The organism is Acinetobacter nosocomialis, assembly GCF_041021905.1.
GTDB lineage: Bacteria > Pseudomonadota > Gammaproteobacteria > Pseudomonadales > Moraxellaceae > Acinetobacter > Acinetobacter nosocomialis.
In genome coordinates this window covers 2,094,910-2,110,216 of record NZ_CP157432.1, presented here as the reverse complement: position 1 = coordinate 2,110,216, position 15,307 = coordinate 2,094,910, and the positions used below count along the sequence as shown (strand labels likewise).

Sequence of the window (15,307 nt, the reverse complement as noted above, 5' to 3'; positions counted from 1 at the left end):
TAATAATTGATACCATCTAATGCTAATTGGCGAAGCTGATCGAAAGTTTTGGTTTGAGTACTATATGGCTTAATTTTCTTAAAGGAAATTTGCATAGGAGGGACTGAGTTACCATTAAAAAGACCTACCGCTCCTCCATCGACAAAATTTACACGTAAATCAATTAAGACATGTTTTGTCTTTCGGTTAATGACAATATCCATCCAGTCTTTATTAAAATACTTGAATTTAAATATTTTCTCATCTGAACATTGAACTGAGCCACTTGAATAGCCTTTAACTTTAAATTTGACTCCTGATGGTTTCGTCATAAATTTACTATTATAGAAATCTTTAATAAAGCCATCCCAATTGAGTGAAATTTGCTGACCAGAGGAAAAAGCTTTTTGTATTTTCTTTACTTCTACAAAGGTTCCGTCCTGCTCAACTTCTAGACTTATAGCATCACATATTCCTTTTTTTATTTTTATGAAAAATGAATGTTCTTTATTTGATGGTTTACCTTCAGAGGTAGGAACTCCAAGGGGAATAAAAGGTGTAACTTTTAAGTCAACTAGTTCAATCTCAAAATCTTTCTTTTCAATAAAATTTTCTTGAGTAGATTGTTGAGTATTTTTATAACTACTATTACTACCAGTGCTACCACCATTATCTTGAACAACTAGATTTTGTTGCGGAAGTAATTTGCAGCCACATGAAAGTGAGTCGTTCACTCGTGCTGCAGATTTCCCAAAAATTTGCATGTATGGGTCACCAGACACAATGGTTGCAAGAACTTTATGTGTGGGACATGTAGCTTTATCACCAACGCAGGCAACGGGAATACCATCAATTAGAAACTTGCTGTTCCCAGAAATGACTTTGCCACCCCCAGATGTTGGGCAGCCTATAGTTATATACGGGGTTGCCATATTACTCCTTGTTATTTTCATGAATTGGCCCGAATGATAACAAAGTGGGGTATACAGAACTGTATAGTTTTATTGTATAAGTTCCTATAATAATTAAGTTAGAAATTTAACTATCTGAATTGTTTTCTTATGTAGATAGGAATTTTATTTTAATTCAATATGAAACTGTGAATTAGCATGACTTAAACTTAAGATTTTAATCGAATAAAATTATAATTATTTAAATACCCTCTAATAAACCTTCACAAAAATACCAACTTAAAAAGATAGCTAACCGTTATGATCTTATGCTTGGCTGTTGGGGAATGAAATTAAATGAAAATTTTTGCTGTTGACCAAAATAGTGCTTTAACGCGCTATGCAGGACAAAGTCTGGTTATTAAATTTGATGACGGAAAAATACTAGAGATCAATGACAGCCAAGAACCTTTAGCCGCGTTCCCTGAAGGCATTCTTATATGGAGTGGTCGAGCTCCCAATCAAGATGCTATAACTGATTTGCAGTTTTCCCAACTAAGCATCACGCCAGTTGCTAGTAATGGAATTATTATCGCGCCATACCAAGAACAAATAGCGACAGCTATAAGCCTGACCATGTTCGTTACCGATGAAAATGCGCAATTACTCCCAATTAAAGAAAAAAATGTTGTGATTGAGCTTAAAAATGGAAAAACCATAGAAGTACTCGAAGACTATGCTAAAAAAGGCTTGTTGGTTTGGGGCGGGCGTGAGCCGATTTCAGGACTTTCTATAGAACAATTGAAAGAAAGAACCGAAAGCCTAGGGATTTATCCTATGGCAAGTAATGTCATTTACGTATTTCCATTTAAGTTGCCATAAAAGGCTCAAGGTGGGCTAAAAGAATTGCTAATTGGAACGGATATTTGAGCAGTGACACGAGTAGAGTGTTTTGTTTTTATGCATTTTTATAAATAAAAAATTAACAATAAATTTTAACTATTTATCCTTACTTTTTAATGATCTATTTTAAAGCAAATGTCATTTTGTATGCTTGACTGTAAGTGACTTGGATACTATCCTTTGCGGGCTGGCCTACATTGCCAGTCGGTTTTGACGGACCGCTATTTCAACCACTTCAGGACTATTTCTTCTGAGGAATAGTTTTGTGTGCACACCTCGTTCCCTCCCGTAGCGGTAGGACGGGAGTGGGACACTTTCGAGTGTGCTGGAGTTGAAACCAGTCCGTCAACCCGCTTCCGTTCTGCCACCATAATTTATAATGCTTTGGCAGAACTCCCAAAAGAAGGAGTTGGCTATGCACATTCATAAATTATTGGCAGTCACTGTCAAAAACTATCTCGACACCACTTAAATCAATTTAAATCAGCTTGATTGCCTATAGGCTTTTTAGGCTTTAAATCGTCACGATCAAAAACTTAGCAACAATAAAACTTGAGATGTGCCAAGCACAGTCTTTATAGGCTTTGCTGTGCCTTTTTTTCTCCCAGAAAAGGCACAGGCTTTTTAATCTCATTTAGAAACAACAAGAATTTATAACGGCAAAACTATGTCAAATTTAGAAATATCTTCGAAAAAACTACATGTTATTCAAACTGCTATACACCTATTTACAACTTACGGGTTTCACACAGCGGGCGTAGACCTGATTGCTAAAGAAGCCCAAATCACCAAATCCACCTTTTATAAATATTTTGGCTCAAAAGAAGGCCTGATCGAAATGTGCATTGCCTTTCAAAAAAGCCTGCTCAGAGAAGAAGTGCTCTCCATTATTTACTCAGGCCATTACCGCACTTCAAAAGATAAAATCAAAGAGATTATTGTTTTACATGCCAACTTTAATAGCCTGTACTACCTTTTACTAAAAGCCTTTTTTGAAATTAAAATCGCTTACCCACAGGCTTACCGTATGGCAATAGAATATAGAAAATGGCTACTTCATGAGATTTTTGACCTCATTTTTAGTTTAGAAACTCATGCATTCAAACCCGATGCCAATCTGGTTTTAAACCTAATTGATGGTTTGATGTTCCAGATTTTAAGCTCAAATAGTTTGGATGAGCGGGATGTGGTGGTGGGGAGGTTTTTTGGGGAGAATAATAATTAACTATTAAATTTTAAAATTAACTTTTAATTGAATTAGAAGTGAAAATGAATATTTATAATTAATTATATTTTTATACTAATTAATCTTGAATGATTATTATATATATCTATTCAATTAAATAAAACATTTAACTTTTTGGTTAAAAAATAATCGTTTGTAAAAGTAGTGAAAATTGAATAGTTTGTTTTTTTGTGTAAAATAAAATTTTTATACGTACTATTCTGTATATTAGATGTTAAATAAAAACTTTATAACTTTTTCCATTATTTTTTTTGCAGGTTTTAATCAATATGTTTATGCCATTGAAGATGTCTCTTTACCAGGTCAGGTATTACAAGAGCAACGACTCAAAGAGCTGAGTCAGCAATTACAAGACCAACTTACTCAGCAAACTCCTTATCAGAACAGCAAATCTTCGCAGGACTTTAAACATCTGGTTGTTGAGGAGAGTCCCTGTGTAGCGGTTAAAAAAATTAGTCTTTTACCGTTAAAAGATCAATCTGTTGCTGACTTAAAGCAATTTGATTTTGTAGTAAAAGCTATTCAAAAACACCCACAGGTTGTTTTAGGAAAATGTATTGGCACGCAAAGCCTACATAACATCGTGAACTATGCTCAAAATGAGCTTTTAAAAAAGGGTTTTATTACCAGTCAAATTGTTGTAAGTCCACAAGACTTAAATCAGGGTAATTTATATTTAAGTGTACAAATTGGTCGATTGAATAAGGTCGTTATACAAGAAGGAAAAATTTCCTCATTACAGCTTAAAACAGGATTACCGTTTAAAGCTGGCGATATTATTAATCTGAAAAAATTAGATCAGGGACTGGAAAATTTAAAACGTGTTTATGCTGTAGATATGCAACTTACTCCGGCAGTTTCTACAGATAAAGAATTAACGGGCTTTACTGACTTAATACTTAAACTACAACCACTGCAAAAGGTTAATTTTAATTTAAGCGTAGATAACTCGGGTAATCAGGAAACTGGTACCTATATGGGTAATATAAGTATAGGAGTTAATAATCCATTTCATTTAAATGATATTTTATCGTTAAACGTGAGTCACTCATTAGATAACTTTCATGAAGATTTAAACCGAAGTTATTTCATTAGTTATCAGTTGCCTGTTGGTTATTATGATTTAGGTTTTAGCTACAATGACTATCAATATAAGCAAACAGTCTTAGGAGGGAATGGTCCACTGCTTTACCATGGCAACAGTCAGCAAGCCAACCTGAATTTATCTCGTGTGATTAGCCGTAGTGGGCAACATAAAACCAGCGTGTATGGAAAGCTTTATCATAAAGAAAGCCAAAGTTTTATTGACGATATTGAAATTAATGTTTTACACCGAAGAACCTCAGGCTGGAATTTAGGCGTTCAACACCGTCAATATTTAGGAAATGCGGTATTAGACGGCAGTATCGATTACCGTCGTGGGATGGGGGTGGGTGCCCGAACTGCACCAGAAGAAAATATTACCGATGTTTACGGAAACCATCTTCCTGTTGAAGGTTACTCCCGTGCTCCGCTTTGGAGTGCAGATCTGCGTTTTACTACACCATTCCTTTTGCTTGATAAACCTGCCCAGTACCGACTTAACTGGCGTGGACAATATGCACCGAAAATTTTAGTACCGAATGACCGCTTCTATATTGGTGGGCGCTATAGCGTGCGTGGCTTTGATGGTGAGCTCATGCTTTCCGGAGATAACGGGCAGTATCTACAGCAAGAAATCAGCTTGAATGCACCAATTCCTAATACCCAGTTTTATATGGCAGTCGATCAGGGCTGGGTCAATGGTCGCAATAGCATACCGGGTCAGCGTTATTTACTCGGAAGTGTTTTAGGGCTACGCACTTATCAAAATAGTTTTTATCTGGATGCCTTTACAGGTCGGGGGCTGATTGCACCTGACAGCATAAAAAAAGACTGGGTTACCGGTTTTAGTATCAACCTTTCTTATTAATTTACTTTAGAAAAGACTTTATTCATGAACAAGAATAGTTATCGCATTATTTATAGCAAAGCACGTCAAATGTTTGTGGCTGTGGCTGAAAATGTACGAAGCCAAACCAAGGCATCAGGCCAAAGTGAAGCAAGTACCCAGAACAATATTGATAACACTGAATCTCAGGCATTTCATCAACTTTGGCAAGTGAAGGCACTGGTTGCCAGTATAAGTTTGTGGATGCCTTTAGCACCTGTGTATGCGGGTATTGTAGCGGACAGTGCCGCAAATGCTGCGAATAGAGCAGTGATTGGTGCTGATAAGAACTCGGCAGGTACAGTCGTTCCTGTAGTTAATATTCAAACTCCGAAAAATGGTATATCCCATAATATTTATAAACAGTTTGATGTACTGGCAGAAGGTGCAGTACTCAATAACAGCCGTCAGGGTGCTACGACACAAACAGTAGGAAACGTTGCAGCCAACCCGTTTTTAGCTACAGGCGAAGCGCGAGTTATTTTAAATGAAGTAAATTCATCAGCCGCTTCACGCTTTGAGGGGAACTTGGAAGTTGCAGGGCAAATGGCAGATGTGATTATTGCCAACCCGTCTGGTATTAATATTAAAGGTGGTGGTTTTATTAATGCCAATAAAGCAATTTTTACCACAGGTAAACCTCAGTTAAATGCTGATGGCAGCATCAAACAGTTTACGGTTGACCAGGGAAAAATTACGGTTTCAGCAAATCCTAATTCTAAATTTGGTTTGGGGGGAAATAATAACGACGCAAATTATGTAGACCTCTATGCGCGTGCATTAGAACTCAGTGCGGAACTTCGTGCCAAAAATGATATTCAGGTCATTGCCGGGGCGAATAATATCAGTACAGATTTGCAGGGTGTTACAGCTAAAACAGGTACTGGAACTGCACCGACTTTAGCGGTAGACGTTAAAGCACTGGGTGGGATGTATGCCAATAATATCTATTTGATGGGAACTGAAAAAGGTTTGGGCGTGACTAACGCAGGGACGATTCAGGCAGTAAACAATCTGGTGGTTACCAGTGCCGGAAAAATTGAACACAGTGGCACAATCAGTTCGACTAATAAAACCCAAGGTTTAGTGAACATACAAACAACGGGTACGGGTGCAGCTGCCGATATCAACTCATCAGGCAGTATTAACAGTAATAGTGCCTTAAATATCGATTCAGGTAATAACCTGAATGTAAATGCTAAAGAAATTATCATTAATAATGGCAGCTTGGCTTCCTCTCCTTTAATCGTTAATGTCAAAGGTAATATCAATCTCGCCGCTGATACCCGCATTATGGATGACTCACAAGGTGGAGATGTCTATATTGATGCAGCGAATATCAATCTTGCAGCGGGATCGGAACTCAAAAGTAACCGTGGTACAGCAAGCATACAAGTAAAAAAAGACTTAGTTGCAGCCAAAGGCGCAAAACTGATTGCTGCCCAAGATTTAAATGTTTTAAGTAACGGTAAGTTATCACTTACAGAGAACCATATACAGGCATCATTAGGTTCAATCAACCTACAAGCAAATTCGGCTAATACCCAAAATCTGATTGATCTCCAAGGGGGAACGATTTATGCAGGTAAAGATTTAAACCTGTATAGTTCAGGAGATTTAAATCTAAAGAATCTTGGATTTTCACTTGAAAATGCTGCAACACGTGTCAAAAACATTAAAGCCTACAGTGGACGTGATCTAGTCTGGAACAATGCTGACAAAGCACTTCCGCTTATTACAGGTCTGGTTCAGCTGGATGCAGCCAATAATTTAACCGTTACAGCAAAAGAAATTTCCAATAAAGATAGTATTCAATTACATGCCAATCAAATAGCACTCAATAGTGCACTGACTTCACAAAAGAATATTGATGTGAGTTCTGAAATTGCTGATCTTGTTTTAAGTCAGGCACTCAAGGCTCAAGGTGATATTAATCTAACCGCACTTGCTGGTGGAGTTGCTGCAAATAGCTTAAAGGCCACATCTTCGGCTGGAAAGATTTCTATACTCGCGAATAAAAATATAAATTTAAACTCGACCCAGACAAGCAAGGCGGTGCCTGCGACTGATAAAGATGAACTAACAACTGATCAGATTGTTATTAGTGGTTTAAAAGGCGTAACACTTGGCTCGATTGGGGATGGCACTGTTAACTTGCAATCGGTACAAGTTAATGCGAATCAGGGTGATATATTGGTTTCGAGTAATAATGGAATAAATTTAAAGGCGAATACTGATGTAATTGTTACTGGAAATAATGGCCAATTTAAAACGGTAAATAATGTTCTAAAGGGACAAATCGTTTCGATAGAAAATAGCAAATCCGATATTAAAATCCAAAATACAGATCTAAGCTCTACGGTTGGTAAACTTGCGATCAATAGTAGAGCAGGCATGAGTATGATTACAGATAGCGTATTGACGTCAAAAGGTAATACCGAACTCTATGCAAAAGATTTACTGACTTTACAGGGGGTGAATGCTACATCAGATCAGCATCTGGCAGTAAGCTCTGGCCTTTCAGTTTATAGCAATAGAGAAAATACTCCATCGCCGCTACTGATTGCAGATAAAGTAACCAATTTAACTTCTAAAGGGGTAACCTCTGTAACCGCAACAGGAAATCAGGTATTAAAAAATACAAATTTAACGGGTGGAGCTGTTTTATTAGAGGCGGGCGGTTTTATTACAGGCCAGACTGGATTGAACTTAAATGCAGTCGGAAGTGATTTACTCAAGAATGATACAAAGTTAAATAGCTTGAATGGTGATTTAACAATTCAAAGCAATTCTAACTTAACCATTGATCCAAAAGCTTACAACTTAAAGGCTGTTGGTGATATCGAGCTCGTTTCTAAAGCTGGTACTTTGACTTTAAAAGGATATGGCGGGACTGCGGGGAATGGATCAGAACAAGTTGTTAAGTTGGATACAGCCAATGGCGGTATCAATTTAGAGGGTGCTAAAGTTGATATTCAAGGTTCACAGTTAACCGCACAAAAAGATATTAAGATCGTTTCAAGTAAAGATGATGTGTTAGTTGATGGAATAAAAAATACATTAAATAATATTTCTGCTGATTCAAAGAATATACTTAATATCGAAAAAAATATTAAGGAAATTGATAACAGTATAAATATACTATCTAACAGTAAAGAATTTCAGGAAAGAAATACACTTATTGATAACATAAAAAAAACAAAAAATAGTCTTGAAGCAGCTCTGTCATATTTATTTGATGGTTCAAATGGAGAATATAGTGCTGGTGCTTTATCGAATGTAGATGTAAGTAATATCTTTTTCTATGAAAATGCTTATATACAATCATTTTCATCAGAGGGAGCGAGTGATACTTATGCTATGGTGATTAATAATGATATAGTAGGTTTCTTACCTTCAGTAGATTCTATAGGGACTTTACTAAGTTCTTATAAAGCAGAAATAAAAAAATATAAAAATTTAAATGAAAGCGAAAAAGTTAAAGATTTGCAGAAATTAATCTCTAAACTTGAGTCTGATAAGCAATCAGAAATAAAATCAAAAGAATTATTAACTAAAGGAGTAAATGGCTCAGAACATACTGAAGCTAAATTAACTTCAAAATCAGGAAACATTAATATTACTTCTGCTAAAGGATTATCTATTAGTGGTGGTGATATTTCTGCTCAATCTGGTCAAGTCAATTTGGAGGCAAGTGCAGCTCTATCTGAACAATATAAATCTACAACTACTACAAATACTAATCCACAGCCAAGAATATTAAATGCAAGTATTATTATTGATGGTCATACTGACTTTTATGATAAAGGCAGTGAAAATGATCAAAATTATAGTATGAGAACACTAGTCAGCCCTTCTATTATTAATGGTGATAAAGGGGTTAACATCAGAACTGTGGGTAAATCTAAAGATGATAACTTGGTTTTACAAGCTACCGGTATTACTTCAAAAAATGGTGATGTGAAAATAGAATCAAATAAAAGTATTTTATTTGATGCAGCTGTTGAGCAAAGTTATGACCGCTCAATAACTACTGAAAAGAAAAAATCATGGGGTGGTTTAAAGAAAAAGTATATTACTACGGTAGCTGAAAGTAATAGTACTAATGCAGCATCAGTTGATATTTCTGGTAAAAATATTTTCATTGAGACGAAAAAATTAGACCCATCTGTAAATGTGAGTACTCCAGATAATAATATTGATATTTACTCAGGTCGATTCACCGCAGAAGGAGGACAAATTAAGATTAACTCTGGTGGTAATCTTAATTTCTACACAGTAGAAGAAAGTTCTAGCAGTAATGTAGATATTACAAAAAAATCATCATTTGCGGGTATTAAATACAATACCTCTAAAACCAACGCAACACGTACCCAAGTGAGTGAGTTACCTGCAACTTTAAAAGCTGACTACATTGGTACTAAATCGGGGTTTGATACCAGACTTGTTGGAACAGAGTTTGAATATTTAAAAGATGCAACTATCGAAGCTGGCGGTAAGTTAGAGCTAATTGCCGCAAAAACATCTATTACTGACTTAGTTAAAAAAGAAAAGAATTCTGTAGTCTGGCAGTCAATGCAAGATAAAGGCTCAATTACTGAAACTGCTCAATTACCAAGTTTTAATGGTCCAGTTTTACCTACTTTTAAAGCCGCTGGTGGTTTAAGTGTACAAGTTCCAATTAGTGAAAAAGATGCTAATAAAGTTGAGTTGCGGGATGAAATTCTAAAACTGGCTAATCAGCCAGGAAATGCTTACTTAAAAGAGTTAGTTAATCGTAAAGATGTAGATTGGCAGCAAATACTTCTTACTCAAAAAGACTGGGACTATAAGTCACAAGGGTTAACTGGAGCTGGGGCTGCGATTATTGTCATTATTGTAACGATTGTTACGATGGGTTCAGGTACGGCTGCAGCGGCTGGTGCAGCAGGAGGTGCTGCTGCTAGTGGTACTACTGTTGGACTTGGAGCAAGTATGCTTGGTGCTGCTGGTGTGACTACCACAGCGGCAGGAGCAATCGTACCATCTACTCTAGGTGCTATGGCAAATGCAGCTGTTACAAGTTTAGCAACCCAAGCAAGTGTAAGTTTAATTAATAATGGTGGAAATATAGGGAAAACGCTTAAAGATTTAGGTAGTAAAGATTCAATTAAGAATTTAGCAACATCTGTTGTTACTGCTGGCTTAATGAGCCAAGTTGGTTCTGCTTTAAATTTAAAACCAGATAGTACAATGTTACCTGATAGACTGATAAATAATATAAGCAGTTCTGTTGGTTCGACTCTAATACAAACAGCTATTAAGGGCGGTGATTTAGAGGAAAATCTTAAAGTTGCTCTACTTTCAGGTCTTGCAGGAGCTTTACAGGGGGAATTAGCTAGCCAAATTGGAGATAGTTTATATAAGTCAGATCCAACAATATTACAATATACAATACATAAGATTGCTCATGCTGCAGCTGGATGTGCTGCCGCAGCCGCAACTAAATCTAGTTGCGAAGCAGGAGCAATAGGAGCTGGAATTGGTGAAATTGTTGCTAGTTTAATGCCTAAACCTATCAATGGAATTGAATATAATGATGAGGAAAAAGTAAAAATTAAAAATGTAGGGAAAGTCGTTGCTGGTGTAGTATCTGCATATGCTGGTTATGATGTAAATACAGCAGCTAATTCTGCTGATATTGCTATACAGAACAATTATCTAACTCATTATAGTAAAGCGAAATTTGTTGCAGATTTAGCAAAATGTAAAGTAACATCTTCAAATTGCGATACTATTATACAAAATTATCAGAATCTTTCTAAAACTAATGATCTAGAACTGGCAACCGTTTGTAATAATACAGCTCGAAGTCGAGATTGTAATAATATGCTTAAAGCAGCATTAGATTACGCTGGAAATGATTTTAATCAAATTTATGGAATAAATTCTCCAGCAATGGCTAATTTAAAAGCTGATCAGATTCGGAGTAGGGAGCTTGTATTAAAAAATATATTTAAAGATGTTAATAATTGGTATGGCATGATAAATGATATTGATTTAAGAGCTGATTTTTTTAGTGCAATGTATGCTAAAACGGGAGCTGAATGGTTTAGAGTGGCTAATGAAACATCTCGAGCAGCTATTGTGGGCTTAGGAGCGGAAGGAGCATATTCAGGAGCAACCTTTGCAATAGGTGGTGTTATTAGTTCGATAACTTCTGCAGGTTCTGTCAATTTGTTGGATGTTTATAACTGGAGATCTGAGGCTGGTTATGCATTAATGAAAGCTGGCTACAACAATTTCAAACAGCTTTATGATGGTAAAGTAACGGATATAGTTGCTTGGAATATTAGTCAAATGCAGCAAGAGCAAAAACTATTGCAACCTATACATGAAAAGTATTTTAAAAATTCTAAGTTATTTGTACCTCAAACTTGGGTGCCTACGAAATTTCCTAATAATCCTGTTAACTTATTGGATTATAATAGCCGCGTAAAATATGGTTGTATAGAAATGGGATATACAATAGCACAAGGTTGTAAGCCATGATTAATTCATCAATTATTAGAAAGAAATCTTCAATTTTTATTATTATTAAAGGTTTCTTTATTTTTGGATTAATTTGGTTGTTATCTTTAGTTTTGTATGGACTTATTAACTTTGAAAGCTATTACTCTTCAATAATTTACCTAATTAATTTTTATATTACTTATTTTATTGGGTATTTTGTATTTAAGAATGTGATAGGAAGCTCTGATTGTAATGATGTCGATCGAGTGAAATATTTAAGTCTTATTCTATTTTTTATTTATTATATAATAGTATTTCCCAGATATTATTTATTAGAGGGTAAGCATGACTTGTATGGTTTTAGACTTATATTTGGTTTTATATATCCAATTTGGATACTGACACCAATTTTTATCACTAATCCGAAGAGTAAATTTTATGTTTACTTATGTATTTTGCTATGTACTCTAGAAGTGATTTTTTGGATATTGTTTTTTAAGATGAGTGGGTCTGAATTTTATAAAAGGCCTTCCTTTGTTAGTGTATTAATAAGTTCTTTTATATTCGCATTAACTTTTCCTTGGTATTTATCATGGTTGAGAAAAATAGATATTAAAAAATGGACTTTCCCATTCTTTTTTAAAGAAAATAGTTTTATATCTAAGCTAATATCATGGGTGGCAATAGGATTCGGTAGTTTTTTTATGTTTTTGTTCTTTTTTTTCTTCTAATGATATGAATATGCTAAATATAATATCTAACATGTTCATAATATGAAAAAGTAAAGATTTGCATTGAAAAAAAGAGACCTTAAATTGGTCTCTTTTTTAATGAAAACTTAAACCATTTTTTGAACATTTTGTGCTTTCGGTAAAGTTTATTTTATTCCTAAATACAACGCAATCACGGCACCAACAAATATCATAATGAATAACGGTACACGAGATAAAGGGAAGCCACCTGAGTAATCTTTCACTATACCCGTAATAGATTTCATAAGACCAGTAACAAATAAAAAATGATCTTCTAATATTTAAAATAAGTTTTATGCGTTTGTAGAGGTAAGAATAATCAAATATTTCATTATTCTAGAAGATTCTTTTTTTATCTTTATTGAGAATTTCATTCTATATAGAGTAAATGCTAAATCGAAATCTAAGGAAATTGCACTATTATTGGCGTTAAAGACGGCTCTCAAAGTTGTAGGCTTATTTATTACACATTGCTTAAAAAACATACAGAAACCTCTCTAAAACGAATTGGAACGCTACAAACGCGGATGTTAATTTGAATTCCACTCTTCCCTATAAGTGAGGTGAGCAATGAAATTGTTAGCTTTAATTAGCATGGGAGTTGCAGCAAGTTATTGGTATAAAACTATAAAAGATAGCAAGCCAACTCTTCTGAAACCAAATTTTGATGAAATAGTAAAAAACTTCGTATTAGCAGAATTTAAAGTCTAATGCATATTTTTAAATTTAGTTAAATAAAAAGCTCATCGGAAGATGGGCTTTTTCATTGGAGTAAACACGGACAAATTTATAGTTTCCGTATAAGAATAGGAAAATATTGATCCATCTTAGCTTCTATATACTTGTTATAAATAAAAAAAGAGACCAATAATTAGTCTCTTTTGATTAAATTTGTTATTTCTAAAAGCTAAACCACTTTTTGAACCTTTTGTGCTTTCGGTAAAGTTGGTTTTCTTCCCAAATACAATGCAATCACGGCGCCAATAAATGTCAGAATGCAGAGTGGTAAAAGTGACACAGGGAAACTACCCGAATAATCTTTGACTATACCCATAATAGAGTTCATAAGCCCAGTACCGATATGCGCAATGGTATTTACCGCTGCAATACCTACAGCCACTAAAGTAGGCGGTAAGCGCTCAGAAACCAACGCCCAGAAAGGACCTTTAATGGCATAGTTACCCATCAAAACGAGTGAGAATAAAAGTAAGCTCAAGGTTAAAGATGAAGTAAAAATAGTAAGGAGCAAACCAAAACTGGTCACAAATAACGGAATAGCTGTGTTGAGACTTTTATTGCCACTTTTATCGGCATGTACGCCCCAAACAATCATGAAAGCGGCAGCTAAACCAAACGGAATCATATTTAAAAGACCCGTCTGCATAGCAGTTAAATGGAAAGCTTTTAAAATCTGAGGCATCCATAACGATAAAATATTGCTGGTTGCTGAACTTCCTGCATAAATAATTGCGAAGAACCATAAATATTTATTGGTAATCAGAAGTTTAAACTTACTCTTTTTCTGTTCGGCACTGTCTTGTTTTTCAGTATTTAACTGTTGGTTTTTTTCAAAAGTTAAGGTACTCGATAGCCATTCTCTTTCCTCAGAACTTAACCATTTAACATGATTCGGTTTATTTGGAAGCCAAACTAAACATAATATGCCAAGAAGAATTGCAGGTAATGCTTCAAAAATTAAAAGTACTTGCCATCCACTTAAACCGACTAAACCATGCAAGCCCAACAGTAAGGCAGATAATGGTGAACCAATAAAATTAGATAAAGGAATGGCAACCATAAATACGGCAACAATTCGAGCCATATATCGTTTAGGGAACCATAGGGTTAAATACAGTAATACACCAGGAAAAAATCCGGCTTCGGCAGCACCAAGTAAAAACCGTGAAATTGCATATGAAATAGGGCCAGTAATGAAGGCGGTACAGCAACCGACAATGCCCCAAGTAATCATGATTCTGGCAATCCAGATACGTGCACCTAGCTTTTCCATGGCCATATTACTTGGAATTTCAAATATGACATATGCAATAAAAAATAATGTCGCACCAAAACCAAAGGCAGTCGCGGTTAAACCAATTTCTTGATTCATGGTTAAAGCGGCGAAACCAATGTTTACTCGGTCAATATATGAGATGAAATAACAAAGAATGAGGAAAGGAAGAATACGAAAAGAAAGTTTACGGATCGTTGACTTTTCTACTTCCGATATAGATATATCATTTTTCATACATACTCCTTATGTACGTGAGAAACCAAACAGCTCGGTAGGGTTCTGATTTAAAATTAAACATTGCTCATGTTTATCAAACACAATCTGTTTAAAAGCTCTAAATGCATTTTCATAAGTAATTAAAGATTCATGTTGGGTATGTGGCCAATCACTTCCCCAAATGAGTTTGTGTAGAAAGCCTTTTTCTTTAAAAATGTTATAGGCCTGTCGAGCTGTATTTGTATTGTTTGGAGCGGCACCCAAACGGTAGAAACCGGACACTTTAATCCAGTGCTGTTTTACGTTAAGTAAGCTTAAAAATTTCTGATAATCCGGATCTTCAATCCCTTTAACAGGGTCAACTCGGCCAAAATGGTCAATTACGACATCAAAGCTGTATTCATCTAATTGTGGCAAAAGCTGAACCAGATATTTTGGCGGTGCGTGTAATTCAACTTGCCAGTTGAGGCTTTCCACATTACGTAAAAATTTTTGCCAGTCAGGCGTATTTAGCGCAGGAGGGTTAAGACCGAATAGATTTAAGCGAACACCAACGATGCCTTGTGCCTTGAGATTCACTAGCTCCTCAAAAGTCGTCGTATGTTGAACAACGGCGATCCCTTTTAAACGCTTAGGGTATTGCTGAATTGCGTTTAACATCGCTTGGTTATTGGTACCCAAAAAGCTGGGTTGAACCAAAACACCATGCGTGAAATTGTGTTCATCAAGATGAGAGATAAAACTTTGTACAGTTGCCTCATAATCAGGTGCATATCGTGCTGTTTCGATACTGTGGTCCTGAGTCGAAAAAACATGTGCATGTGTATCTATACAGTTCATTTTCAT

The 15,307-nt window shown here is 35.5% G+C and carries 8 protein-coding genes and 1 pseudogene; 6 read left to right on the top strand and 3 right to left on the bottom strand.

Annotated elements, in window-relative coordinates; genetic code table 11:
* Nucleotides 1-572 precede the first annotated feature (572 nt).
* Nucleotides 573-911: pseudogene (locus ABLC00_RS09725) on the bottom strand (PAAR domain-containing protein); the annotation flags it as partial.
* Nucleotides 912-1,226: 315 nt separating this feature from the next.
* On the opposite strand from ABLC00_RS09725, the gene ABLC00_RS09720 reads away from it, so the two are divergent.
* The 6 genes from ABLC00_RS09720 to ABLC00_RS09695 all read left to right on the top strand — a co-directional run bounded on the left by ABLC00_RS09720 (nt 1,227) and on the right by ABLC00_RS09695 (nt 12,942).
* The gene (locus ABLC00_RS09720) at nt 1,227-1,751 is read left to right on the top strand and encodes a hypothetical protein (RefSeq protein WP_049083240.1); all 525 of its coding nucleotides are present in this window, start codon (nt 1,227-1,229) and stop codon (nt 1,749-1,751) included.
* Nucleotides 1,752-2,039: 288 nt separating this feature from the next.
* Complete coding sequence (locus tag ABLC00_RS09715; protein ID WP_153227538.1) at nt 2,040-2,201, top strand: hypothetical protein; 162 nt, start codon at nt 2,040-2,042, stop codon at nt 2,199-2,201.
* 238 nt (nt 2,202-2,439) lie between these two features.
* Nucleotides 2,440-2,997, top strand: coding sequence for a TetR/AcrR family transcriptional regulator (locus tag ABLC00_RS09710; protein WP_033846557.1), 558 nt, complete (start codon nt 2,440-2,442; stop codon nt 2,995-2,997).
* A gap of 232 nt (nt 2,998-3,229) precedes the next feature.
* On the top strand, nt 3,230-4,969 hold the full coding sequence (locus tag ABLC00_RS09705; RefSeq protein ID WP_033846558.1) for a ShlB/FhaC/HecB family hemolysin secretion/activation protein: 1,740 nt from the start codon (nt 3,230-3,232) through the stop codon (nt 4,967-4,969).
* Between the two features lie 24 nt (nt 4,970-4,993).
* Complete coding sequence (locus tag ABLC00_RS09700; RefSeq protein WP_227517045.1) at nt 4,994-11,518, top strand: DUF637 domain-containing protein; 6,525 nt, start codon at nt 4,994-4,996, stop codon at nt 11,516-11,518.
* Between the two features lie 1,283 nt (nt 11,519-12,801).
* Nucleotides 12,802-12,942, top strand: coding sequence for a hypothetical protein (locus ABLC00_RS09695; protein ID WP_002050829.1), 141 nt, complete (start codon nt 12,802-12,804; stop codon nt 12,940-12,942).
* 196 nt (nt 12,943-13,138) lie between these two features.
* Here the strand turns inward: ABLC00_RS09695 and ABLC00_RS09690 are convergent, their stop codons facing one another.
* Nucleotides 13,139-14,479 carry an MFS transporter gene (locus ABLC00_RS09690; RefSeq protein ID WP_033846560.1) on the bottom strand — a complete coding sequence of 447 codons (1,341 nt, stop codon included), beginning with the start codon at nt 14,477-14,479 and terminating at the stop codon, nt 13,139-13,141.
* Nucleotides 14,480-14,488: 9 nt separating this feature from the next.
* On the bottom strand, nt 14,489-15,301 hold the full coding sequence (locus ABLC00_RS09685; RefSeq protein WP_033854286.1) for an amidohydrolase: 813 nt from the start codon (nt 15,299-15,301) through the stop codon (nt 14,489-14,491).
* Nucleotides 15,302-15,307: the final 6 nt, after the last annotated feature.

What these genes read in the sequence shown, in the direction of transcription:
- ABLC00_RS09690 (WP_033846560.1), bottom strand. Translation starts at nt 14,479, where the DNA reads ATGAAAAATGATATATCTATATCGGAAGTAGAAAAGTCAACGATCCGT.
- ABLC00_RS09700 (WP_227517045.1), top strand. Translation starts at nt 4,994, where the DNA reads ATGAACAAGAATAGTTATCGCATTATTTATAGCAAAGCACGTCAAATG.
- ABLC00_RS09685 (WP_033854286.1), bottom strand. Translation starts at nt 15,301, where the DNA reads ATGAACTGTATAGATACACATGCACATGTTTTTTCGACTCAGGACCAC.
- ABLC00_RS09710 (WP_033846557.1), top strand. Translation starts at nt 2,440, where the DNA reads ATGTCAAATTTAGAAATATCTTCGAAAAAACTACATGTTATTCAAACT.
- ABLC00_RS09695 (WP_002050829.1), top strand. Translation starts at nt 12,802, where the DNA reads ATGAAATTGTTAGCTTTAATTAGCATGGGAGTTGCAGCAAGTTATTGG.
- ABLC00_RS09720 (WP_049083240.1), top strand. Translation starts at nt 1,227, where the DNA reads ATGAAAATTTTTGCTGTTGACCAAAATAGTGCTTTAACGCGCTATGCA.
- ABLC00_RS09705 (WP_033846558.1), top strand. Translation starts at nt 3,230, where the DNA reads ATGTTAAATAAAAACTTTATAACTTTTTCCATTATTTTTTTTGCAGGT.